The sequence below is a fragment of the Micromonospora cathayae genome, assembly GCF_028993575.1.
Lineage (GTDB): Bacteria > Actinomycetota > Actinomycetes > Mycobacteriales > Micromonosporaceae > Micromonospora > Micromonospora cathayae.
Genome location: NZ_CP118615.1, coordinates 4881788 through 4903984 on the forward strand (window position 1 = coordinate 4881788; position 22197 = coordinate 4903984).

Consider the following 22197-nt stretch of genomic DNA (forward strand, 5'->3'; position numbering starts at 1 on the left):
CGGTCCGCGTGACGGGGCTGGCCGGTACGCCGGGCAAGCAGCGAAAACCCGTTAGCCCGGTACCCGGTCGGTCGGTAGCGTGCCCCGGGTGGTGACGGGGGAACGGCTCGACGGCCGGTTCGGCAGGCTGTGGGCGGCGACCACCACGTCCGCCCTGGGCAGCGGGTTGAGTACGGTGGCCGCGCCGCTGCTGGTCTCCACCCGTACCGACGATCCGCTGCTGGTGTCCGGGGCGTTCGCCACGGCGTGGCTGCCCTGGCTGCTGTTCGCGCTGCCCGGCGGCATCCTGGTGGACCGGGTGGACCGCCGCCGGCTGATGATCGTCGTCGACTGGTTGCGGGTGGGCGCGCTGGCCCTGCTGGGCGCGGCCATCGCCGGCGGTTTCATGACCATCCCGCTGTTGTACGCGGTGCTGTTCGGGCTGAACACCGGCGAGATCGTGTTCCGGACCGCCAGTCAGGCCCTGGTGCCGGCCGTGGTGCCGCCGGCCCGGCTGGAACGGGCCAACGGCTGGCTGGTGGGCGGGTCCACCGTCGCGCAGGGGATGCTCGCCGGCCCGTTGGGTGGGTTCCTGTTCGTGCTGGCGGCGAGCGCCCCGTTCTTCGCCAACGCCGTCACGTACGCGGTGGGTGCGGTGCTGGTCGCCGGGATCGCCGGCTCGTACCGTCCGGACCCGGTGGCTCCCGGCACCCGCTCGGTCCGGGCGGAGCTACTCGAGGGGGTCCGGTGGCTGGCCGGGCAGCGGCTGCTGCGCACCATGGCGGTGCTGATCGGGCTGCTCAACGTCACCCTGACGGCGGCGTTCGCGCTGCTGGTCCTGCTCGCCGAGGAACGGCTCGGTCTGGGTGAGGTCGGCTACGGCGTGCTGCTGGCCTGCATGGCGGTCGGCAGTCTGGTCGGGTCGCTGATCGGTGACCGGCTGATCGGGTGGGTGACCGCGACCTGGACGATCCGGGTCGGTCTGCTCACCGAGGTGCTCATGCACCTGCTGCTGGCCGTGTCCACCGACGCGTGGCTGGTCGGTGCCGGGTTGGTGCTGTTCGGGGTGCACGGCGCGCTGTGGGGGATCGTGGCCGTCTCGTTGCGGCAGCGGCTCACCCCGCCCCGGCTGCTGGGGCGGGTGGGCAGCGTGAACCTGTTCGTGGTGGCCGGTGGCAACTGTGTCGGCGCGCTGCTGGGTGGGGTGTTGGCGGCCCGGTTCGGGCTGACCGCGCCGTACTGGGTGGGGTTCGTGGTGGCGGTGCTGGTCACCGCGTCGACCTGGCGGGTCTTCGACCGGGCCACCGTCTCCCGGGCGTACGCGTCCGCGCCGCCGCCGGAGGGGGAGCTCCGTTCCCGGGTCGACGCGGTCGGCCGACCGTCCGATCCGAGTGTCCCGAACGAGCGTTAAGCTGGCGGGGTGTTGACTGTCGACCGGATCCTGCCCACCGACGAGGCCCACGACCTTCTGGAGTTGGCCACCGAACTCGCCGACCGGGAGCTCGCGCCCCGGGCCGCCGGGTTCGAGGAACGCGCCGAGTTTCCCCGGGAGGTGCTGCGTACCCTCGGCCGGGCGGGCCTGCTGGGCCTGCCGTACCCGGAGGAGCACGGCGGCGCGGCCCAGCCGTACGAGGTGTACCTGCAGGTGTTGGAGATCCTGGCCAGCCGGTGGTTGGCGGTGGCCGAGGCGGTCAGCGTGCACACCCTGGCCTGCTACCCGATCGCCCAGTACGGGGACGAGGAACTGCGTAAGCGGTTGCCGGACATGCTCGGCGGGGAGCTGCTCGGGGCGTACTGTCTCTCCGAGCCGCAGGGTGGGTCGGACGCGGCGGCGCTGACCACCCGGGCGGTCCGCGACGGCGACGACTACGTGGTGTCCGGCACCAAGGCGTGGATCACCCACGCGCACAGCGCCGACTTCTACAACATCTTCTGCCGTACCGGTGGGCCGGGCGCGAAGGGCATCTCCTGTCTGGTGGCCGACGCCGGTACGCCGGGGATCGTGCCGCAGGCCGCCGAGAAGACGATGGGGTTGCGGGCGTCGCCGGTGGCGCAGATCGCGTTCGACGACGCCCGGGTGCCGGCGGACCGGCTGGTCGGCGGGGAGGGCATCGGCTTCACGATCGCCATGTCGGCGCTGGACTCGGGGCGGTTGGGTATCGCGGCGTGCGCGGTGGGGCTGGCCCAGGGCGCGTTGGACTACGCGGTCGGCTACGCCCGGGAGCGGCGGCAGTTCGGCCGTCCGCTGGTGGACTTCCAGGGGCTCGGGTTCACCCTGGCGGACCTGGCGACGCAGGTGTCGGCGGCGCGGGCGTTGACCCTCGCGGCGGCGCGGTTGCGGGACGCCGGGCGGCCGTACTCGATCGAGGCGGCGAAGGCGAAGCTGTTCGCCTCCGACGTGGCGATGCGGGTGACCACGGACGCGGTGCAGGTGCTGGGTGGTGCCGGGTACGTCGCGGACCATCCAGTGGAGCGGTTCATGCGGGAGGCGAAGGTGCTGCAGATCGTGGAGGGCACCAACCAGATCCAGCGGCTGGTGATCTCCCGGGCGCTGGCGAAGGGCTGATTCCGCTCCACTGTGGCCCACTGTCGGGGCGGCGGGGTGGGGTGTCGTCGCCCGGCCCAGGTTTTCCCGGTAGGTTGCCTGGCGTGGAGGAGATCGACCGTGCCATCGTCGCGGCGCTGACCGTCGACGGCCGCCTGTCGTACACCGATCTGGCCGAGCGGGTGGGCCTGTCGGTGTCGGCCGTGCACCAGCGGGTGCGGCGGCTGGAGCAGCGTGGCGTGATCCGGGGGTACGCCGCGCAGGTGTCGTTCGAGGCGTTGGATCTGCCGCTGACGGCGTTCGTGGCGATCCGCCCGTTCGACCCGTCGCAGCCGGACGACGCGCCGGAGCGGTTGGCCCACCTGCCGGAGATCGATTCGTGTTACTCGGTGGCGGGGGAGGACTTCTACCTGCTGCTGGTGCGGGTGGCCGGGCCGGCCGACCTGGAGCGGGTGTTGCAGGAGATCCGTACGGCGGCGAACGTGACGACCCGGACCACGGTGGTGCTGTCCACCCCGTACGAGAATCGTCCGCCGGGGATCGGGGCCCGGCGGGTCCGTCCGGTGGGGGAGGGCGACTGAGCCTGCGGCTCAGCGCGCGTTCCAGCCGAGGATGACCTGTCGGCCGTGTTCGTGGCCGAGCACGCTGAGGGTGGCGGTGTCCAGTCGGAGCCGGCCGCCGGCGGCCGGTGGCAGTCCGATCCAGCGGGCGCCGAGGACCCGCAGGGCGTGCGCGTGGGCGACCAGGGCCACGTCGCCGCGTTCCAGCAGCGGGGTGACCCGGTCCAAGACCCGGTCGAGGCGGGCGCCGATCTGCTCGGGTGACTCGCCGCCGGGGCAGCCGTCGTGCCAGATGTCCCAGTCGGGGCGTTCGGTGTGGATGTCGGCGGTGGTGCGTCCCTCGTAGTCGCCGTAGTGCCATTCGGTCAGGTCGTCGTCGACGGCGCTGACGGTGAGCCCGGCCAGGTCGGCGGTGTGCCGGGCCCGTCGGCGGGGGCTGGCGAGCACGGCGACGAAGTGGTGGCCGGCGAGGCGGTCGCCGAGCGCGCGGGCCTGGCGTTCGCCGTCGGGGGTCAGTTCCAGGTCGGTGTACGAGGTGTGCCGGCGGGCGGCGCTCCACTCGGTTTCGCCGTGTCGGATCAGCACCAGTTCTCCCATCGGCCCAGTCAACCATCACCGGTCCCCACCTAGCGTCCTAGGATGCTCTAGGCGATGTGTGCCACGGCAGACCGGATGTTTCCCGCAAAGCCCCAGCGGGCACACCAGGTCAGGGCCCGACGACGGGCCGGCACAGCCGGAGGGGAGTGGTGAACATGAGCTTCGCCGACAAGATGAAGAACAAGGCCGACGAGCTGACCGGTGCCGCCAAGGAGCGCATCGGCAACGCCACCGACAACGAGCGGATGCGCGCCGAGGGCGCCACGCAGCAGACGGACGCGCGGGCGCGGCAGGCCGGCGAGCACGTCAAGGACGCCGGTCGGGATGTGCGAGACGCATTCACGAAGTGACGAACGACGGCGGGGCCGTCCGGTTACGCACCGGACGGCCCCGCCGTCTGTGTCCTGCCGACCCTCAGTCGTCGACGCGGTGGGTGGTCCACCAGCGTCGGCCGTCCTCGGGCAGCGTGTCGATCGGGTCGTAGTACGCGTACCGCTTGTCGAGGGCTTCCAGGTCGGTCGACTCGATCGAGGTGCGGTAGTTCTTGGTCCAGTACGAGATGCCGCGTTCGCGGTCGTACTCGGTGAGCATGTGCACCCAACGTTTGCCGACGAACGGCACGTCGCAGACGATCCGAGGGGTGGCGTAGCCGGGCAGGTACCCCATGATGTCGTGCTGGAGCTGCTGGGCGTGCCAGACCGGGACCCGCCAGTGCTCGGCGTTGGGGATCATGTCGCACATGTAGAAGTAGTACGGCAGGATGCCGGCCTCGCCCTGGAGCGCGAAGCACAGGTCGAGCAGGTCGGTGGCGGTGGCGTTGACGCCGCGCATGAGCACGCCCTGGTTGCGGACGTCCCGGACGCCGACGTCGAGGGCGGTCTGGGCGGCCCGGGCGACCAGCGGGGTGAGCGACTGGGCGTGGTTGACGTGGGTGTGGATGGCCAGGTTGACGCCCCGTCGGGCGGCGGTGCGGGCGACCCGCTCCAGCCCTTCGACCACGTCCGGCTGGAGCCAGTGCTGGGGCAGGCCCATCAGGGCCTTGGTGGCGAGCCGGATGTCCCGGACGGTCTCGATGTCGAGCAGCCGCATCAGGTACGACTCGAGGTTGCGCCAGGGGACGTTGGCGACGTCGCCGCCGGAGACCACGACGTCCCGTACGCCGGGGTGGGCGCGCAGGTAGGTGATGTGGGCGTCGAACCGGTCGACCGGCTTGAGGGTGAGCTTGAGCTTGTCGACGGTGGGGGTGGAGTTGCCGACCAGGTCCATCCGGGTGCAGTGCCCGCAGTACTGCGGGCAGGTGGAGAGCAGCTCGGCGAGGACCTTGGTGGGGTAGCGGTGGGTGAGGCCCTCGGCGACCCACATGTCGTGTTCGTGCAGGCTGTCGCGGCTGGCGTACGGGTGGGACGGCCAGTCGGTGCGCCGGTCGGAGGCGACGGGGAGCATGTAGCGGCGGACCGGGTCGGCGAGCAGCGCCTCGGTGGTCATCGGCGCGAACGGCACCATCGTGTTGATCATCTGGGGTGGCACCAGCATCGACATGGTGGCCAGGGCCTTCTGGTCGGCCTCCAGGTCGGTGTAGAAGGTGTCGTCGACGGTGTCACCGAGGACGGTGCGCAGCTGCTTGACGTTCTTGACGCAGTTGACGCGTTGCCACTGGGCGGATTCCCACTGGTCGCGGGTGACGTGCCGCCAGCCGGGGAATCGGGTCCAGTCGGGTTCGACGAGGGGGGCCCGACGGTACTCGTAGGGCTGGCCGGCGGTCGGTGCCGTGACCGGGGTGGGGCCGGTGAGCGTCTCCACCGGTTGTGTCTGTGTCACGAACCCTCCTCGGTGCGGTGTGCTGCCAGCGAAGCCCGTAGGCTACTGGAAAATCTGCGGTCAAGAAATTAGTCTGCCGTAAGTTTTCCCGCGACGCGAGTCCTGGCCAGGGCTTCGAGCGGTTGTTCAGGGGAGGTAGCCGTGACGTCACCCGTGGGTCTGCACCGCGTCGTGGAACCGGCGGGGGTGCTGCCGCAGGCGGCGTGGCGGTTGGACGCCGCCCGGGAGATCGCGCCGAACGAGGTACGGATCCGGGTGGAACGGCTGAACCTGGACGCGGCGAGCTTCCGGCAGTTGTCCGACAAGCACGGCGGTGACGGCGAGAAGGTCCGCGCCGAGGTGCTGGACATCATTTCCACCCGTGGGAAGATGCAGAACCCGGTGACCGGCTCGGGCGGCATGCTGATCGGCACGGTCGAGGAGGCGGGCCGGCGGTCGCCGCTGGGCCTGCGCCCCGGTGACCGGGTGGCGACGCTGGTGTCGCTGACCCTGACGCCGCTGACCGTCACCGACGGGCTGGCCCGCTGGGACGGCCGGGGCGAGCAGGTGCCGTGCGACGGGTGGGCGATCCTGTTCGCCCGGTCCATCGCGGCGGTGCTGCCGGCCGACGAGGACCCGCAGCTGTCGTTGGCGGTGCTCGACGTGTGCGGGGCGCCGGCGCTGACCGCCCGGGTGGTGTCCCGGTACGTCGAGGACCGGCGGCGCGCCGGTGACGGGCGTCCGGTCACCGTGGCGGTGGTCGGCGGGGCGGGCAAGAGCGGGTCGCTGTCCCTGGCGGCGGCGCGGCGGGCCGGCGCGACCCGTACGGTCGGGGTGGTGCCGGTGGTGGCGGAGCGGGACGCGCTGGTGGCGGCCGGGCTGGCCGACGAGGTGGCGTTGGCCGACGCCCGGGACCCGGTGGCGTTGTCGTCGGCGGTGACCACGGCGCTGGGGGTGCCGGCCGACGTGACGGTGGTGTGCGTGGACGTGCCGGGCTGCGAGCACGGGGCGATCCTGGCGACCGCGGACGGCGGTACGGTGATCTTCTTCTCGATGGCGACGAGTTTCGCGGCGGCGGCGTTGGGCGCGGAGGGCCTGGCGGCGGACGTGACGATGCTGGTGGGCAACGGCTACGTGCCGGGTCACGCCGAGTTGGCGTTGGAGTTGCTGCGGTCGGAGCCCGGGGTGCGGGGGTTGTTCGCGGCCCGGTTGGCGGCAGACTGATGGTCATGACGAACCCCTCGACGCTGTACCGCGGTGGAGTGCTGCACTGTCCGGCGGAGCCGCGCGCGACGGCGCTGCTGGTGCGGGACGGACGGATCGCCTGGCTGGGGGTGGACGCCGACGCGCCCGCCGCGGACCGGGTGGTGGACCTCGACGGTGCGTTGGTGACGCCGGCGTTCGTGGACGCGCACGTGCACGCCACCGACACCGGCCTGGTCCTGTCGGGGCTGGACCTGTCGGCGGTGCGGTCGGCGGAGGGGTTGCTGGCGGCGGTGGCCGGGTTCGCGGCGGGCCTGCCGGCGGACGCGGTGGTGCTGGGGCACGGCTGGGACGAGTCGACGTGGGGGGTGCCGGAGCTGCCGGACGCGGCGGCGCTGGACCGGGCGGCCGGTGGCCGGCGGGTGTACCTGTCGCAGGCGTCGATCCATTCGGCGTTGGTGTCGTCGGCGCTGCTGGCGGCGTGTCCGGAGGCGGCCGGGGCGGCGGGGTTCGACGCGTCGGGCTGGGTGCGGCGGGACGCGCACCACGTGGTGCGGGCGGCGGCGCAGGGGTCGGTGACGCGGGCGCAGCGGGTGGCGGCGCAGCGGGTGGCGTTGGCGCACGCGGCGTCGTTGGGGATCGCGGCGGTGCACGAGTGCGGTGGGCCGGAGATCTCCGACGAGGAGGACTTCACCGGCCTGTTGGCGTTGTCGGGGGTCGGGGTTCCTGAGGTGTACGGGTACTGGGGTGAGCTGTCGGGGGCGGCGCGGGCCCGGGAACTGGGGGCGGTGGGTGCCGGTGGGGACCTGTTCGCGGACGGGGCGTTGGGGGCGCGGACGGCGTACGTGTCGCAGCCGTACGCCGACGGTGCCGGGTGCGGGCACGGGTACCTGAGCGCGGAGCAGGTACGCGACCATCTGGTGGACTGTGCGGCGTACGGGATGCAGGGCGGGTTCCACGCGATCGGGGACCAGGCGGTCGCCACGGTGCTGGCGGGGTTCGCGGCGGCGGCGGAGACGTTGGGCGTGGACCGGTTGCGGGCGGCCCGGCACCGGGTCGAACACGCGGAGATCATGAGCCGGCGGTTGATCGCCGGGTTCGTGGAGTTCGGGATCGTGGCGTCGATGCAGCCGGCGTTCGACCGGTTGTGGGGTGGCGCGGGCCGGATGTACGAGTCGCGGTTGGGGCTGGAGCGGTCGTTGGCGTCGAATCCGATGGGTGCGATGCACGCGGTGGGGGTGGCGTTGGCGTTCGGGTCGGACTCCCCGGTGACGCCGTTGGATCCGTGGGGTTCGGTGCGGGCGGCGGTGGCGCACCACAACCCGGTGCAGCGGATGAGTGTGCGGGCGGCGTTCGCGGCGCACACCCGGGGTGGGTGGCGGGCGGTGCACCGCGACGGTGAGGGGGTGCTGGCGTTGGGTGCGCCGGCGACGTTCGCGGTGTGGTCGACGCCGGCCGGGGTGGAGCGGGGGCTGCCGGTGCTGCAGGCGGCGGATCCGGAGGCGCGGGGCGCGGACGATCCGACCCCGCTGCCGGTGTGTCGGCGCACGGTGCTGCGCGGTGACGTGATCTTCGAGGAAGGGTCTTCGTGACAGGGAAGCTTGACCTGGATCCGGTGCTGGTGGCGCGGGCGCGGGAGTTGGCGCGCCGGGCCGGGCAGCCGGTGGTGGATCTGGCGCGCAGCCACACGACGGTGTCGGTGGAGCGGGCGGTGCTGCGGCTGGCCGGGGTGGTCGGCGCGGACCCGGACGGTATTCCGTGGGTGAACCGGCTCGTCGACGCGGTGGTCGCGGACGTGGGGCTGGGGCACGGGGTGGCGGTGCCGGTGTTCGACGCCCTCGTCCGGGAGCAGCTCGACGACGTGACGTTGCTGGCGCAGAAGGCGGCGGCCGGGTCGGTGCGGTTCACGCAGCCGTCCGGGAAGGCGGCCACGGCGGCCCGGCGGGCCGCCCGCCGGGCGGTGGCGGCCGGGGTGCGGCGCATCGACCGGCGGCGCGCCGAGCGGGACCGGCTGGTGAAGCGGTACGGGGATCCGGCGCAGCGGCCGTGGATCTACCTGATCGTGGCGACCGGTGACATCTACGAGGACATTCCGCAGGCGCAGGCGGCGGCGCGGGCCGGCGCGGACGTGATCGCGGTGATCCGGTCGACGGGGCAGTCGCTGTTGGACTACGTGCCGGAGGGCGCGACCCGGGAGGGTTTCGCCGGGACGTACGCGACGCAGGAGAACTTCCGGCTGATGCGGGCGGCGTTGGACGCCTCGTCGAAGGAGCTGGGCCGGTACGTGCGGTTGACGAACTACGCGTCGGGTCTGTGCATGCCGGAGATGGCGACCCTGGCCGGCCTGGAGCGGCTGGACATGATGCTCAACGACTCGATGTACGGGATCCTGTTCCGGGACATCAACCCGGTCCGGACGTTCGTGGACCAGCGGTTCTCGCGGCAGGTGCACGCGCGGGCGGGGATCATCATCAACACCGGTGAGGACAACTACCTGACCACCGCGGACGCGGTGGACGAGGCGCACACGGTGACGGTGTCGCAGCTGCTGAACGAGTTCTTCGCGCACGAGGCGGGCCTGGCGGACTGGCAGCTCGGCCTGGGGCACGCGTTCGAGATCAACCCGGATGTGCCGGAGTCGTTCCGGTTGGAGTTGGCGCACGCCCTGTTGGCGCGGGAGTTGTTCCCGGACGCGCCGTTGAAGTGGATGCCGCCGACGAAGCACATGACCGGGGACGTGTTCCGGGGGAACCTGCTGGACGGTTTCTTCAACCTGGTGGGCACCATGACCGGGCAGGGCATCCTGCTGGTGGGGATGATGACGGAGGCGGTGGTGACGCCGTGGTTGTCGGACCGGGACATCGCTCTGCAGAACGTGCGGTACGTGCTGGGCGCGGCCGGTGGGCTGCACGAGGATTTCGTGCCGGCGCCGGGCGGGTTCATCCAGCAGCGCGCCAACCGGGTGCTCGGTGAGGCGGTGGACCTGTTGGAGCGGATCGGGGAGCAGTCGTTGTTGACGGCGATCGCCGAGGGCACGTTCGGGATCATGAAGCGGCCGGCGGACCGGGGCAAGGGGCTGGCCGGGGTGGCCCGGCACGAGGCGGACTACTACAACCCGGCCACCGAGATCCTGGAGCAGCCGGCATGAGCGAACGCACCGAGCGCAGCGAGGGCCGTGAGGCCATGCCCGACCGGGACGGCATGAGCGAACGCACCGAGCGCAGCGAGGGCCGTGCGGTCGACAGCACGAGTGGCAAGACGATCGTGCGGCCGTACGGGGACACCACCGGTGACGGCATGGTGCAGGTGTCGTTCACGTTGCCGGTGCCGCACGACAAGCGCGCCGAGGGCGCGGCGGTGCAGCTGGCCAACAAGATGGGCCTGGATCCGGCGATGCTGGTGCACGCCAAGCAGATGGGTGACGGGTTCACGTTCTTCGTGGTGTACGGGCGGGTGAACCATCTGGTGGACCTGTCGGCGGTGCGGGTGGTGGAGCGGGACTTTCCGCTGCTGGCCGCCAAGGAGGTCAACGCGGTGGTGAAGCGGCGGTTGCGGCGGAAGCTGTCGGTGGTGGGGGCGTGCATCGGCACGGACGCGCACACCGTGGGTATCGACGCGATCCTCAACGTGAAGGGCATCGCCGGGGAGAAGGGCCTGGAGTACTACCGGGAGTTGGCGGTGACGAACCTGGGTGCGCAGGTGAGTGTGCCGGAGCTGGTGGAGGCGGCGCGGCGGGAACGCGCCGACGCGGTGCTGGTGTCGCAGGTGGTGACGCAGCGGGACGCGCACCTGCACAACACCCGGGAGATGTCGGCGGCGTTCCGGGAGGCGATGCCGGCCGGGAAGCGTCCGCTGCTGATCGTGGGTGGGCCGCGGTTCGACGAGACGATGGCCGCCGACCTGGGCGTGGACCGGATCTTCGGGCGGGGCACCACGCCGGGTGAGGTGGCGTCGTACCTGGTGCACGCGTTGGTGACGAACAGGAAGGCGAGACCATGAGCGATCCCCGGGTCGGGTTGACCGTCATCCACCGCCGGTATGTGCCGTATTCGCACGCGCACTACGCGGGGAACCTGGTGGACGGGGCGTACGCGTTGGGGTTGTTCGGGGACGTGGCGACGGAGGTGTGTATCCGCACCGACGGGGACGAGGGGTTGTTCGCGTCGTACTCGGACGTGCAGTTCCGGGCCGCCATGCGGGCCGGTGACGTGTTGGAGGTGTCGGCGACGGTGACCCGGGTGGGTACCCGCAGCCGCACCATCGACTTCGCGGCGCGGGTGGTGTGCCGGGGCCGCCCGGACCGGGGCGCGTCGGCGGCGGAGGTCCTGGACCCGCCGATCGTGGCGGTGACGGCGACCGGCACGGTGGTCGTGCCGCCGCAGGCGTGAGCCTGGTCGTCTGCGCCGACGTCGGGTCCACCTGGACGAAGGTCGCGGTGGTGGACCGGGCGGCGGGGGCGCTGGTGGGGTCGGCGGCGGCTCCGACGACGGTGGGTACGGACGTGCTGCACGGCCTGGACGCGGCGGTCGCGGCGGCCGGGGCCGGGTTGCCGACCGCCGGCGTGCCCTGGCTGGTGTGTTCGTCGGCCGGTGGTGGCCTGCGGCTGGCGGTGGTCGGCTACGAGCCGCTGGTGACCGCGCAGGCGGGCCGGCGGGTGGGGTTGTCGGCGGGCGCGCACGTGGTGCACGTGGCCGCCGGCCGGCTGGGTGGCGCGGACCTGGCGGCGTTGCGGGCGGCCCGCCCGGACGTGGTGCTGCTGGTCGGTGGCACCGACGGCGGGGACGCGGACACCCTCACCCACAACGCGACCCGGTTGGCGCGGGCCCGCTGGCGGGTGCCGACGGTGCTGGCCGGCAACGTCGACGTGCGGGATCAGTTGTCCGCGCTGCTGGCCGGGGCGGGGGTGCCGGTGACGGTGGCCGACAACGTGCTGCCCCGGATCGGGGTGTTGGCGCCGGCGTCGGCGCGGGCGGCGATCCGGGAGGTGTTCCTGCGGCACGTGATCGGCGGTAAGCGGCTGTCGCGGGGGCCCCGGTTCGGGCGGCTGGTGCGGGCGGCCACCCCGGACGCGGTGTTGACCGGGGTGGAGGTCCTCGCCGACGTGGTCGGTGGTGACCTGGTGGTGGTGGACGTGGGTGGGGCCACCACCGACGTGTACTCGGTGTTGACGCCGGACGAGCGGGCCGACGGTCCGGGTCGGGAGGTGGCCGGGTCGCTGTGGCGGGCCCGGACCGTCGAGGGTGACCTGGGGATGCGGTGGAGCGCGCCGGGGGTGGTGCGGGCCGCCGTGGACGAGCGGCTGCTGGATCCGGTCGGGGCGGAGGTGTTGGCGGTGGCGGCGCGGGCCCGCGCCGACGACCCGGGGTGGGTGCCGGTGGACGCGGCGGACGCGGTGGTGGACCGGCGGATCGCCGGGTTGGCGGCGACGGTGGCGGTGCGGCGGCACGCCCGGGGCGCCGGTACGGGGGAGCGGGCCGGCCGGGATCTGCGGGACGTGCGGCTGCTGGTCGGGTCGGGGGGTGTGTTGCGGCATGCCGCCCCGGACGACGCGCGGACGGTGTTGTCGGCGGTGCTGTCCGACCATGCCGGCGGTTGGGCGGTGCCGCGGGCGGCCCGGCCGGTGGTGGACAGCGCGTACGTGCTGGCGGCGGCGGGTCTGCTGGCCGGCGAGTTCCCGGCGGCGGCGCGGGCGCTGCTGCGGGACCGGTTGGGGTGAACCGCCCCCGGCGACAGCTCCACGCCGGGGGCGGTCCGGTGGGTCACAGCGAGCCGCGCCGCCACGGGCCGGTGATCGCGAACGTGATGCCGGGGTTCTGCACGTTGACGAACAGCCAGTTGCCGTTCTTCGGTTCGAAGGTGGATCCGCACCATTCGGAACCGGAGTAGTCGCCGGCGGGCACGGTCTTGCCGGGGATGCCGCCGGCCGGGACGACCACCTGGTTGAGGGCGAACGGGAAGATCTCCCCGTCGGTGGTGAGGCCGTGCAGGTATTCGCCGGAGCTGCCGTCCTCGCACAGCACGATGCCGCCGCGCGGGCTGACGCAGATGTTGTCGGGGTTGTTGAGCACGGCCGCGTCCGGGGAGGCGAACAGCACCCGCATCCGTTCGGTCGCCGGGTCGTACTCGAAGACCTGGCCCTGGCCGGCGGGGCCACCGCTGGTGGAGACGACGTAGACGCGGTCGTTGCCCCACCAGGCGCCTTCGAGGCGGCGGAACACGGCGCCGCCGGCGGCGATGCCCTGCTGGACACAGCTCGTCTCGCCGGGGCCGGGGTCGGGGTTGCCGACGCTGACCCAGCGGAGGCTGTCGTAGTGGGTGTCGGTGCCGTCGCCGTAGGTGGAGTAGGAGCCGCCGGTGCCGATGGCGAGCATCTGGAGGGTTCCGCCGGCGGCCAGGGTGCCGGGGGTGGTGGGCAGGTAGCGGTACAGGCCGGACGGGGTGGCGTCCTCGGTGAGGTAGACGATGCCGGTGCCGGGGTCCACGGCGACGGCTTCGTGGCTGAACCGGCCCATCCCGCGCAGCGGCCGGGGGTCGCCCTTGCCGGTGTGCGGGACTTCGAACACGTAGCCGTGGCGGGTGCCGTCGGGGCCGATCTCGGTGGTTTCCTCGCAGGTCAGCCAGGTGCCCCACGGGGTGGGTCCGCCGGCGCAGTTGCGGATGGTGCCGCCGAGGCTGGCCCAGGAGCCGGTGAACGCGCCCCGGTCGGGGTCGAAACCGACGGTGGTGGTGCCGCCGGTGGCGGCCGGGTTGTAGGCGGGGGTGGTGAACGCGCCGCTGTAGCCGCCGCGTTCGTGGTTGCGGACCAGGGCGATGGTGCCGTCGGCGCGGCGGAAGGCGGCCATGCCGTCGTGGGCGCCGGGGGTGGGCAGACCGTCGGACATCAGGTCGCCGGTCCACCCGTACGACAGGTATTCGAAGCCGCGCGGCAGGCGCAGCAGTTCCAGGCCGGTGGTGTGGTCGCGGGCCGGGTACAGCGGCCCGTAGTCGGGGCTGGCGGGCAGCTTCTTCAGGGGGGCGGCACCGGCGGTGCGGGCCCCGAGGGCGTCGAGCGGGCCGAGCGCGGTCAGCGCGGCGGCGGTCACCGAGCCGCGGAGCACGCCGCGGCGGGTGGGTCGGATCGGCTGGTCAGGTGCCGTCACGGCTACCTCCTGCGTCGAGGGGGGTGTGTGCGCCGCTGACGCTAGGAGCGGTACTGATCGTCGGTCACCTGCGTGAACGTGAATCCTGACTGAACGGTGCGCGCCGGGGGTTTCAGGTTCCGTCCATCCGACTCGCCGGGCGCGACACGCCGTGTCGGGTGGCGCGACTGGCCGGGGCGGGTTGACAGTGCCGGGGGGTGACCACGTACCGTCTTTGAGTCCTACCACGGGAAGCGGCTGTTGTTCGCTTCGTCCCTTCGTCCGCTGGCCGAGCGATCCCCCCGAGGGTTGCGGCGGCCAGGTCCAGCGGGCGGGGGTCGGCGGGGCGGCGCGAACCGGCCGCGGTTACCGGTGTACGGGCGAGACGAGAGGCACGGCCAGTAGACAACGGCCCGGCGGGGGCAGCCAGTCCACCGCCTGGTCGGTCCGAAGGTCCGGCGCAGCTCGTCATCGTCCCACCGGCCGGGAAGGGCCTGGGAGCATCGGGGCGTGGCAGTAGCCACGCCCCGATTTCCGTTTCCGTGGGTGTCGGTCAGTCGCCGGCGGGTCGGGCCCGGACGTGGATGCGTTCGCCCTGCGGCCCGAACAGCGACAGCAGTTCCGCCGGCTCGGGGTCGGGGTTGGCGATGGCGTGCGGCAGGCGGGTGTCGAACTCGGCGACCTCGCCCGGGGTGAGGATCAGGTCGTGGTCGGCCAGCAGCAGCCGGACCCGCCCGGACAGCACGTACAGCCATTCGTGGCCCTCGTGGGTCTGCGGCTGCGGGTCGGTGGGGGTGTGCCCGGGGATGATCTGTTTGAACGCCTGCACACCGCCGGGGCGGCGGGTCAGCGGCAGGAACGTCATGCCGTGCCGGACGATGGGGCGGGGCCGTACCCGGGGGTCGCCGGTGGGGTCGGCGCCGACCAGGTCGTCCAGCGGCACCTGGTGGGCGCGGGCCAGCGGCAGCAGCAGTTCCAGGGTGGGGCGACGCTGACCGGACTCCAGCCGGGACAGGGTGCTCACCGAGATGCCGGTGGTCTGGGCCAGTTGGGCGAGGGTGGTGCCGCGTCGGGTGCGTAGCGCCCGGAGCCGGGGGCCGACGGCGGCCAGCACCGCCACTTCCTCGTCTGTTGCCATAACGGCAACGATACTTGCCGGTTGGTCGGGGTGGGGCGCACCGTGGCGGCACACACCCCGCGACGGAGGGCACAGGAACATGGACGACAGGTACGACGTGGTGGTCATCGGTGGCGGGCCGGCCGGACTCAGCGGGGCGCTGACCCTGGCCCGGGCCCGCCGGTCGGTGCTGGTGGTCGACGCCGGGCAGCCCCGCAACGCCCCGGCCGGTCAGGTGCACGGGCTGCTCGGCCAGGACGGTGTCGCCCCGGCGGAGCTGCTGGCCGCCGCCCGCGGCGACGTCACCCGGCACGGCGGGCAGGTCACCGCCGGCACCGTCACCACGGTCACCCGCGACGACGGGACCGGTTTCCTGGTCACCCTCGCCGACGGGCGGATCACCCGGGCCCGGCGGCTGCTGGTCGCCACCGGCGGCGTCGACCGGCTGCCCGACATTGCCGGCCTGGCCGACCGGTGGGGCCGTGACGTGCTGCACTGCCCGTACTGCCACGGCTTCGAGGTCGCCGACCGGCGGATCGGCGTGATCGCCGACGGCCCCCTGGCGGTGCCGCAGGCCCTGCTGTGGCGGCAGTGGAGCGACCAGGTGCTGCTGCTGCGCCACCACGGTCCCGCCCCGGACCCCGGGCAGGCCGAGCAGCTCGCCGCGCGGGCCGTCCCGGTCGTCGACGGCCCGGTCACCGGCCTCACCGTCGACCACGACCGGCTCACCGGGGTGCGGCTGGCCGACGGCACCACCGTGGCCGTGGACGCGCTGGTGGTGGCGTCCCGGCTGACCGTCCGCGCCGACCCGCTCGCCGCGCTGGGACTCGTCCCGTCCGACGCCGAGCACCAGGGGCACGTCGTCGGTACCCTGCTGCCCGCCGACCCGTCCGGCGCCACCGCCGTGCCCGGGGTGTGGGTGGCCGGCAACGCGTCCTCCGTCACCGCGCAGGTCGTGACCGCCGCCGGGCAGGGCGTCACCGCCGCCGCGGCGATCAACGCCGACCTGGTCGCCGAGGACACCGACCGGGCCGTCGACGGCTACCGCCGGGACCTCGCCACCATGTTCGAGCAGGACGCCTGGGAGGAGCGGTACCGGTCCCGGACGGCGGTGTGGAGCGGCCGACCCAACCCGCAGCTCGTCGTCGAGGCCGGTGACCTCACCCCCGGCCGGGCCCTCGACGTGGGCTGCGGGGAGGGCGCCGACGCGGTGTGGCTGGCCGGGCGCGGCTGGCAGGTCACCGCCGTGGACCTCGCCCCCACCGCCGTGCAGCGGGCCCGCGCGCACGCCGCCGCGGCGGGCGTCGGCGACCGGGTCACCGTCCGGCACGCCGACCTGCGGGTCACACCCCCAGAGCCGGGGGCGTACGACCTGGTGTCGGCGCACTACGTGCACCTGCCCGCCGCCGCGTGGCGGGACCTGGTGGCCCGGCTCGCCGACGCGGTGGCCCCCGGCGGCACCCTGCTGATCGTCGGCCACCACCCGTGGGACCTGCGCACCACCGCCCGGCGCATGCACTTCCCCGACCTGATGTTCACCGCCGAGCAGGCCGCCGACCTGCTCGACCCGAACCGGTGGCAGGTGACGGTGGCGCAGGCCCGCCCCCGCGCCACCACCGACCACGACGGCCGGGACGTCACCGTGCACGACGCGGTGCTGACCGCCCGCCGGCTGGCCTGAGCCGCACCCGACCCGGCCGACCCGGCGGCGCGTCGGGTGCGGCCCGGGTCGACCGGTGCCGGGCGGGTAGCCTTCGGCAGGCTGATCGGAAGGTGAGGTGCCGGTGACCACGCTCGACCAGACCCGTCCCGCCGAGGCGGGCAGCCCGCCCACGCCGCCGCGTCCCCTGCCCCTGCGGGTGGCCGTGCCGCTGGCGGTCGCGGCGGGGCTGGCGCTGCTGGCCGCGTTCCCCCCGTACGGGTGGTGGCCGCTGGCGCCGGTCGGGGTGGCGGCCCTCGCGGCGGCCACCCACCGCCGCCGGGTCCGCGCCGGCGCGGCCCTGGGGTTCCTCACCGGTGTGGCCCTGTTCGCGCCACTGCTGGCCTGGACGAACCTGCACACCGGCAACCTGCCGTGGGTGCTGCTGTCGCTGTCGCAGGCCGCCTACCTGGCGCTGCTCGGCGCGGCCACCGCCTGGGTGTCCCCGCTGACCGACCGGCACCGGGCGGCCTGGCCGGTGGTCACCGCGCTGCTGTGGGTGGGCCAGGAGGCGCTGCGGGACCGCACCCCGTTCGGGGGGTTCCCGTGGGGTCGGCTGGCGTTCAGCCAGGGCGACTCGCCGCTGCTGCGGCTGGCCGCGCTCGGCGGCGCCCCCCTGGTCACGTTCGCCACCGCGCTCGCCGGTGGGCTGCTGCTGCACCTGCTGTGGCGGTCGTGGCGGCCCACCGCCGCCGCGACCTGGTGGCCGGTGGCCGGGCTGGTGGTGCTGCTCACCGTCGGGCTGGCCGTGCCGGTCGGGGTACGCGGCGGCGGTGACCGGATCACCGTGGCGATCGTGCAGGGCAACGTGCCGCGCCTCGGCCTGGACTTCAACGCTCAACGGCAGGCGGTGCTCGACAACCACGTCGACGCGACCCTCGACCTGGCCCGCCGGGTCACCTCCGGTGAGGCCGACCGGCCCGACCTGGTGGTGTGGCCGGAGAACTCCAGCGACATCGACCCGCTGCGCGACCCGGCCGCCGGGGCGCGTATCTCCCAGGCCGCCGACGCCGTCGGCGTGCCCGTGCTGGTCGGCGCGGTGCTGCGCGGCCCCGGCCCAGGACAGGTGCGCAACGCGGGAATCCTGTGGCGGCCGGGCACCGGCCCCGACACCGACCAGCTGTACACCAAACGCCACCCGGTGCCGTTCGCCGAGTACGTGCCCATGCGTGACCTGGCCCGCAAGGTCAGCAGCCAGGTCGACCGGGTCCGGTCGGACTTCGTACCGGGCACCGAACCGGGCGTGCTGCGTACCGACGTCGCGGTGCTCGGTGACGTGATCTGCTTCGAGGTCGCCTACGACGGGCTGGTCCGCGACACCGTCACCGGCGGCGCGCAGCTGCTGGTGGTGCAGACCAACAACGCCACCTTCGACGAGTCGGAGGCGTTGCAGCAGATGGCGATGGTCCGGTTGCGGGCCGTCGAGCACGGCCGCGACGCCCTGATGGCCTCCACGGTCGGGGTGTCCGGGTTCGTTTCCCCCGACGGCCGGGTAGACGGTGCCACCGGGTTCAACACCGGCGCGGTGGTGGTCCGGCAGATGCGCCTCGGTGACGGCCGGACCGTCGCCACCCGGGTGGGGGTGTGGCCCGAGGTGCTGCTGGTGGTCGCCGCCGGGCTGGTCCTGGCCGGGGCGGCGGTGCCGCGCCGCCGGCGGGTGGTCCCCGGGTAGATCCGCAACGGAACCGGCCCCGTGCGGGGCCGGTGGGACGGGGGAGGTCCACAGGTGGGCGAGCGGACCGGACAGCCGGACGTGGGGCGGGTGCTCGTGGTGGTGCCCACCTTCAACGAGGCCGACAACCTCGCCGGGATCGTCGACCGGGTGCACCGGTCCACCCCGGCGGTGGACGTCCTGGTCGCCGACGACAACAGCCCCGACGGCACCGGCGCGCTCGCCGACGACCTGGCCCGCGCCGACGACCGGGTGCACGTGCTGCACCGCCACGGCAAGGAGGGGCTCGGCGCGGCGTACCTGGCGGGGTTCGCGTGGGCGCGGCGACGCGGCTACGACGCGGTGGTGGAGATGGACGCCGACGGCTCCCACGCCCCCGAGGACCTGCCGGCGCTGCTGGACGCCGCCCGCGACGCCGACGTGGTGATCGGTTCCCGCTGGCAGCGCGGTGCCCGGGTGCTCAACTGGCCGTGGCGGCGGCTGCTGCTGTCCCGGGGCGGCAACCTGTACGCGCGGTGGGCGCTGCGGATGCCGGTCTCCGACGCCACCGGCGGCTACCGGGTGTACCGGCTGCGCGCCCTGGACCGGGTCGACCTGGAGTCGGTGTGTTCCCGCGGCTACTCGTTCCAGGTGGAGCTGTCGCGGCTGCTGCACCGGGCCGGGGCACGGATGGTGGAGGTGCCGATCACGTTCGCCGAGCGGGAACGCGGTGCCAGCAAGATGAGCCCGTGGATCGTGCTGGAGGCGCTGTGGCGGATCACCGCGTGGGGCCTGCAGGACCGGCGGTGGGGGCGACGACGACGGCCGGTACCGGGCCGCTGGCCGTGACCGTGGCATGCTTGACGCGTCAGACGTCCCCGAGGCCGGATTGAGGTGTGATGGGCCGCAGGTGGAGGTTCGTGCCGCTGGCAGCGCTGGCCGGTCTGCTCGCCGAGTTGGCGGTGTTCGTGCTCGTGGGCCGGACGATCGGGTTCGGTTCGGCGGTGCTGCTGGTGTTCGCCGCGTCGCTGGTGGGTCTGTTGCTGCTGCGCCGGGAGGGCATGCGCGCCTGGCGGGGTTTCCGGGCCGCCGTGGATTCGGGTCAGCCGCCGGGCCGGCAGCTCACCGACGCCCTGGTGGGGCTGTTCGGTGCGGTGCTGCTGGCCGCGCCGGGGCTGCTGTCCGGCGCGGTGGGGGTGTTGCTGCTGGTGCCGCCGCTGCGGCGGCTGGCCGGTGGCGGGGTGCAGCGGTCCGCTGAGCGGCGGGTGTCGTCGATGGTCGCCGGTGACCTGTTCGGGCCCCGCCGGGTTCGCGTGTACCGGGGTGAACCGCAGCCGACGCCGCGTCCGGAACCGGCCGATCCGGCCGCCGCCATCGAAGGTGAGATCGTCGAACCCGGCCGCTGACGTCCGGCACCACCCCACACGACAAACGTCGCCCCCCGGGACAGCAGGTCCCGGGGGCGACGTCGTGGATCGGTCAGGCGCGGCCGCGGCGGGTCCGGACCTCCTGCAGCCGCTCGGCGAGGATGTCCTCCAGCTCGGCGATCGACCGGCGCTCCAGCAGCATGTCCCAGTGGGTACGCGGCGGCTTGGCCTTCTTCTGCTCGGGCTCGTTGCCGTCGACCAGCCGGGCGACGCTGCCGTCGAACTTGCACTCCCAGGTCGTCGGGACCTCGGCGTCGACGGCGAACGGCACCTCGAACTGGTGACCCTTGGCGCACAGGTACTCGCGGGTCTGACGCGGCGCGAGCTCCGTGTTGCGGTCGGACTCGTAGCTGACCGCGCCCAGACGGCTACCGCGCAGCATGCGCTCGCCCATGTTCGACTTCCCCTCGTCGGTGGTGCTGGTCTTCTCGGTGTAACGGCTCACCGCGACCAGAGCATTCCCTGGTCACCGCCGGTGACGCGGTGATGCTCGTCCGTGGGCGCTGATCGGCCGCGCCGGTGTCCCGGCGGGGCGGCCCGACCGGTTGCGCACGGTGCGAGTGTGTTGGCTGGCACCCGACATGGTACCCGGCCGCCGCCGCGCACCCACGTCGGCGACCACCGTCCCGGTTCCCCGGCCAGCGGGGAACCGGCAGGTCAACGCGACGATCCGGAGGCCAGCCGGGCCAGCGCCGCCGCCAGGTCACTGACCTGGTCGGCCAGCTGGGCGGCCCGGGCCACCGCGGCGTCCCGGTCGGTCTCGGCGGCCCGCAGCCGGGCCGTCAGCTCGGCCAGCTGGGCCTGCGCGGTGGCCGCCGCCTCCCGGGCCGCCGCCGCGTCGGCGACGGCCCGGTCGCGGTGCGCGACCACCGAGGCGACCTCCTCCCGGGCGCGTCGCGTCGTCGCGGTGGTCTCGTCCCGCGCGGCGTCGGCGTCGGCGCGGGCCGCCTCGGCGACCTGCTGCGCGTCGGTGGCGTCCCGGCGGGCCCGCTCGGCGTCCGCGCGGGCCTGCGCCGCCTCCGCCCTGGCCTGCTCGGCGGCGGCCCGCTGCGCGTCGGCGGCCTGCCGGGCGGTGTCGGCGTCGGCGCGGGCCCGCTCGGCGCGTGCGGCGGCGTCGGCGGCATCCGTGTCGGCGCGCTGCGCCTGCGCGCGGGCGGTGTCCCGTTCCAGCGTCAGCTCCGCCACCCGCCGCCGTTCGGTGTCCCGTTCCGCGCGTACCGTCCGCAGGTCGTGGCGGGCGGCGTCCCGGTCGGTCTCGGCCTGCGTCCGCAGCGCCTCGGCGGCGCTGGCCGCCCGGCGGGCCGCGTCCCGGGCCTGCTCGGCGGCCTCCGCCCGCCCGGCGGCGGCCTCGGCGGCCTCGGCGTGCCGGGCCGCCTCGGCGCGGGCGTCGTCACGTTCCGCGCCCGCCACCCGGGCCTCCCGGCGGGCCGCTGCCGCTGCCGCGGCGGCGTCCTCCGCCGCCCGGCGCGCCTCGTCCCGTTCCGTGTGGGCCTGCGCGACCTCGCTGGCGGTCTCCGCGCGGACCTGCGCCAGCTGCCGCTCCACCCCCACCGGGGACAGCTCGGCGTGCAGCGCCTCGGTCAGGGTCGTCACGATCTGGTCGAGCCGGTCCACCGCCTCCCAGGTCCGCGCCACCTGACCGGGCAGGCCGGGGGCGTTGCGGTGCCGCATCCGGCTGTTCCGGGACGCCCGCTGGCAGGCCCCGTCGTTGTCGCGGCAGTACCGGAACGGGCGGCCCGCGCCGACCCGCTGCGGGACGTCCCGCCCGCAGTGCGCGCAGGGACGGGTGTCGACGGGAGTGGCCTGGTCGTCCATCGAGGGCGAAGTCTAGGCCACCGCTGGGGGAATGCCCGACCGGTACGGCACGCTGGGTGGGGGGACAGACCGACCGGGGAGGTGGGCCGTGGTGGACGCGTGGGAGGCGACGGTCGAGGCGCAGATCCGGGCCGCCGTGGACCGGGGCGAGTTCGACAACCTGCCCGGCGCGGGCCGGCCGCTGCCCGGCCGGAACCTGCCGTACGACGAACAGTGGTGGATCAAGAGCTTCCTCGAGCGGGAGGCCATCGGCAGCGACGTGCTCCTGCCCACCCCGCTGCTGCTGCGTAAACGCGTCGAGCAGCTCCCCGACGAGGTCCGGGACCTGCCCACCGAGGCGGCCGTGCGGGCGTACGCGGGACAGCTGAACGCGCAGATCGTGGCGTGGCTGCGTACCCCCACCGGCCCCCGGGTGGTGGTCCGCCCGGTCAACGTCGACGCGGTCGTGGCGCGGTGGCGCGCCGACCGCCGACCGGCCCACCCACCCACAGCGCCCACCGCCGATGCACCCGCCCACCGGCCGGCGCGGCGACGTCGCCGCTGGCTGCCCTGGCGTCGCCGCTGACCCACCGCCGGGCCGCGCGGGCCGGCGCGTCCCCGCCGGCGGCCCGCGCCCGGTCACCCGCCGCCGTCCCGGACGAACCCGACGGCGGCCCGGCCTTGACCTTGCCCCTCGGGCAACACCCAAC

The 22197-nt window shown here is 74.2% G+C and carries 21 protein-coding genes; 15 read left to right on the forward strand and 6 right to left on the reverse strand.

Features of this window, described 5'->3' with window-relative positions; genetic code table 11:
• The first annotated feature begins 88 nt into the window (after positions 1 to 88).
• From PVK37_RS21870 to PVK37_RS21880, 3 genes are all read left to right on the forward strand, one after another.
• Positions 89 to 1390, forward strand: a complete 1302-nt coding sequence (locus PVK37_RS21870) for an MFS transporter (protein ID WP_275029501.1) — start codon at positions 89 to 91, stop codon at positions 1388 to 1390.
• Positions 1391 to 1402: 12 nt separating this feature from the next.
• Positions 1403 to 2545 carry an acyl-CoA dehydrogenase family protein gene (locus PVK37_RS21875; RefSeq protein WP_275035203.1) on the forward strand — a complete coding sequence of 381 codons (1143 nt, stop codon included), beginning with the start codon at positions 1403 to 1405 and terminating at the stop codon, positions 2543 to 2545.
• A gap of 83 nt (positions 2546 to 2628) precedes the next feature.
• A complete protein-coding gene (locus PVK37_RS21880) occupies positions 2629 to 3105 on the forward strand; it encodes an Lrp/AsnC family transcriptional regulator (RefSeq protein ID WP_275029502.1) in 477 nt (158 codons plus the stop codon).
• A gap of 9 nt (positions 3106 to 3114) precedes the next feature.
• On the opposite strand, the gene PVK37_RS21885 is transcribed toward PVK37_RS21880, so the two are convergent.
• On the reverse strand, positions 3115 to 3681 hold the full coding sequence (locus PVK37_RS21885; RefSeq protein ID WP_275029504.1) for a histidine phosphatase family protein: 567 nt from the start codon (positions 3679 to 3681) through the stop codon (positions 3115 to 3117).
• A gap of 155 nt (positions 3682 to 3836) precedes the next feature.
• Here PVK37_RS21885 and PVK37_RS21890 point away from each other — a divergent pair, with 155 nt between their 5' ends.
• Positions 3837 to 4031 carry a CsbD family protein gene (locus PVK37_RS21890; RefSeq protein ID WP_275029505.1) on the forward strand — a complete coding sequence of 65 codons (195 nt, stop codon included), beginning with the start codon at positions 3837 to 3839 and terminating at the stop codon, positions 4029 to 4031.
• 64 nt (positions 4032 to 4095) lie between these two features.
• Here the strand turns inward: PVK37_RS21890 and PVK37_RS21895 are convergent, their stop codons facing one another.
• Positions 4096 to 5499, reverse strand: coding sequence for a KamA family radical SAM protein (locus PVK37_RS21895; protein ID WP_275029507.1), 1404 nt, complete (start codon positions 5497 to 5499; stop codon positions 4096 to 4098).
• 141 nt (positions 5500 to 5640) lie between these two features.
• Between PVK37_RS21895 and kdd the strand changes: the two genes are divergently transcribed.
• From kdd to PVK37_RS21925, 6 genes are read left to right on the forward strand one after another with little or no spacing between them, the layout of a single operon-like run.
• The gene (kdd, locus tag PVK37_RS21900) at positions 5641 to 6702 is read left to right on the forward strand and encodes an L-erythro-3,5-diaminohexanoate dehydrogenase (RefSeq protein WP_480212888.1); all 1062 of its coding nucleotides are present in this window, start codon (positions 5641 to 5643) and stop codon (positions 6700 to 6702) included.
• A gap of 5 nt (positions 6703 to 6707) precedes the next feature.
• A complete protein-coding gene (locus PVK37_RS21905) occupies positions 6708 to 8273 on the forward strand; it encodes an amidohydrolase (RefSeq protein ID WP_275029508.1) in 1566 nt (521 codons plus the stop codon).
• On the forward strand, positions 8270 to 9829 hold the full coding sequence (gene kamD / locus PVK37_RS21910; protein WP_275029509.1) for a lysine 5,6-aminomutase subunit alpha: 1560 nt from the start codon (positions 8270 to 8272) through the stop codon (positions 9827 to 9829). Before PVK37_RS21905 ends, kamD begins: the two co-directional genes overlap by 4 nt.
• A gap of 53 nt (positions 9830 to 9882) precedes the next feature.
• Positions 9883 to 10680: a lysine 5,6-aminomutase subunit beta gene (gene kamE / locus PVK37_RS21915; RefSeq protein ID WP_275035205.1), complete on the forward strand. Its 798-nt coding sequence runs from the start codon at positions 9883 to 9885 to the stop codon at positions 10678 to 10680.
• Positions 10677 to 11069: a 3-aminobutyryl-CoA ammonia lyase gene (kal, locus tag PVK37_RS21920; RefSeq protein ID WP_275029510.1), complete on the forward strand. Its 393-nt coding sequence runs from the start codon at positions 10677 to 10679 to the stop codon at positions 11067 to 11069. The genes kamE and kal overlap by 4 nt, the downstream gene beginning before the upstream one ends.
• A complete protein-coding gene (locus PVK37_RS21925; RefSeq protein ID WP_275029511.1) occupies positions 11066 to 12397 on the forward strand; it encodes a glutamate mutase L in 1332 nt (443 codons plus the stop codon). Before kal ends, PVK37_RS21925 begins: the two co-directional genes overlap by 4 nt.
• Before the next feature lie 43 nt (positions 12398 to 12440).
• On the opposite strand, the gene PVK37_RS21930 is transcribed toward PVK37_RS21925, so the two are convergent.
• Together PVK37_RS21930 and PVK37_RS21935 are read right to left on the reverse strand one after the other, a co-directional pair.
• Positions 12441 to 13820, reverse strand: coding sequence for a PhoX family protein (locus PVK37_RS21930; RefSeq protein WP_275029512.1), 1380 nt, complete (start codon positions 13818 to 13820; stop codon positions 12441 to 12443).
• Between the two features lie 532 nt (positions 13821 to 14352).
• Positions 14353 to 14937 carry a helix-turn-helix domain-containing protein gene (locus PVK37_RS21935; RefSeq protein WP_275029513.1) on the reverse strand — a complete coding sequence of 195 codons (585 nt, stop codon included), beginning with the start codon at positions 14935 to 14937 and terminating at the stop codon, positions 14353 to 14355.
• Between the two features lie 79 nt (positions 14938 to 15016).
• Here PVK37_RS21935 and PVK37_RS21940 point away from each other — a divergent pair, with 79 nt between their 5' ends.
• The 4 genes from PVK37_RS21940 to PVK37_RS21955 all read left to right on the forward strand — a co-directional run bounded on the left by PVK37_RS21940 (position 15017) and on the right by PVK37_RS21955 (position 19672).
• Positions 15017 to 16597 (forward strand): FAD-dependent oxidoreductase, encoded by a 1581-nt coding sequence (locus tag PVK37_RS21940; RefSeq protein ID WP_275029515.1) that lies wholly within the window; start codon positions 15017 to 15019, stop codon positions 16595 to 16597.
• Between the two features lie 103 nt (positions 16598 to 16700).
• Complete coding sequence (gene lnt / locus PVK37_RS21945) at positions 16701 to 18287, forward strand: apolipoprotein N-acyltransferase (protein WP_275029516.1); 1587 nt, start codon at positions 16701 to 16703, stop codon at positions 18285 to 18287.
• A gap of 54 nt (positions 18288 to 18341) precedes the next feature.
• Entirely contained in the window at positions 18342 to 19115 is a 774-nt protein-coding gene (locus PVK37_RS21950; protein WP_275029517.1) for a polyprenol monophosphomannose synthase, read from the forward strand.
• Between the two features lie 50 nt (positions 19116 to 19165).
• A complete protein-coding gene (locus PVK37_RS21955) occupies positions 19166 to 19672 on the forward strand; it encodes an FxsA family protein (protein WP_275029520.1) in 507 nt (168 codons plus the stop codon).
• A 73-nt stretch (positions 19673 to 19745) separates the two neighbouring features.
• Here PVK37_RS21955 and PVK37_RS21960 read toward each other — a convergent pair whose 3' ends face one another.
• Positions 19746 to 20087 (reverse strand): RNA polymerase-binding protein RbpA, encoded by a 342-nt coding sequence (locus PVK37_RS21960; protein WP_007460094.1) that lies wholly within the window; start codon positions 20085 to 20087, stop codon positions 19746 to 19748.
• Between the two features lie 263 nt (positions 20088 to 20350).
• The gene (locus PVK37_RS21965) at positions 20351 to 21508 is read right to left on the reverse strand and encodes a hypothetical protein (RefSeq protein WP_275029522.1); all 1158 of its coding nucleotides are present in this window, start codon (positions 21506 to 21508) and stop codon (positions 20351 to 20353) included.
• A gap of 88 nt (positions 21509 to 21596) precedes the next feature.
• Between PVK37_RS21965 and PVK37_RS21970 the strand changes: the two genes are divergently transcribed.
• Positions 21597 to 22073 (forward strand): DnaJ family domain-containing protein, encoded by a 477-nt coding sequence (locus PVK37_RS21970; RefSeq protein ID WP_275029523.1) that lies wholly within the window; start codon positions 21597 to 21599, stop codon positions 22071 to 22073.
• The last annotated feature ends 124 nt before the right edge of the window (positions 22074 to 22197 follow it).

What these genes read in the sequence shown, in the direction of transcription:
- PVK37_RS21885 (WP_275029504.1), bottom strand. Translation starts at nt 3,681, where the DNA reads ATGGGAGAACTGGTGCTGATCCGACACGGCGAAACCGAGTGGAGCGCC.
- PVK37_RS21890 (WP_275029505.1), top strand. Translation starts at nt 3,837, where the DNA reads ATGAGCTTCGCCGACAAGATGAAGAACAAGGCCGACGAGCTGACCGGT.
- PVK37_RS21905 (WP_275029508.1), top strand. Translation starts at nt 6,708, where the DNA reads ATGACGAACCCCTCGACGCTGTACCGCGGTGGAGTGCTGCACTGTCCG.
- kamE (WP_275035205.1), top strand. Translation starts at nt 9,883, where the DNA reads ATGAGCGAACGCACCGAGCGCAGCGAGGGCCGTGCGGTCGACAGCACG.
- kal (WP_275029510.1), top strand. Translation starts at nt 10,677, where the DNA reads ATGAGCGATCCCCGGGTCGGGTTGACCGTCATCCACCGCCGGTATGTG.
- PVK37_RS21935 (WP_275029513.1), bottom strand. Translation starts at nt 14,937, where the DNA reads ATGGCAACAGACGAGGAAGTGGCGGTGCTGGCCGCCGTCGGCCCCCGG.
- PVK37_RS21940 (WP_275029515.1), top strand. Translation starts at nt 15,017, where the DNA reads ATGGACGACAGGTACGACGTGGTGGTCATCGGTGGCGGGCCGGCCGGA.
- PVK37_RS21955 (WP_275029520.1), top strand. Translation starts at nt 19,166, where the DNA reads ATGGGCCGCAGGTGGAGGTTCGTGCCGCTGGCAGCGCTGGCCGGTCTG.
- PVK37_RS21960 (WP_007460094.1), bottom strand. Translation starts at nt 20,087, where the DNA reads ATGGGCGAGCGCATGCTGCGCGGTAGCCGTCTGGGCGCGGTCAGCTAC.
- PVK37_RS21965 (WP_275029522.1), bottom strand. Translation starts at nt 21,508, where the DNA reads ATGGACGACCAGGCCACTCCCGTCGACACCCGTCCCTGCGCGCACTGC.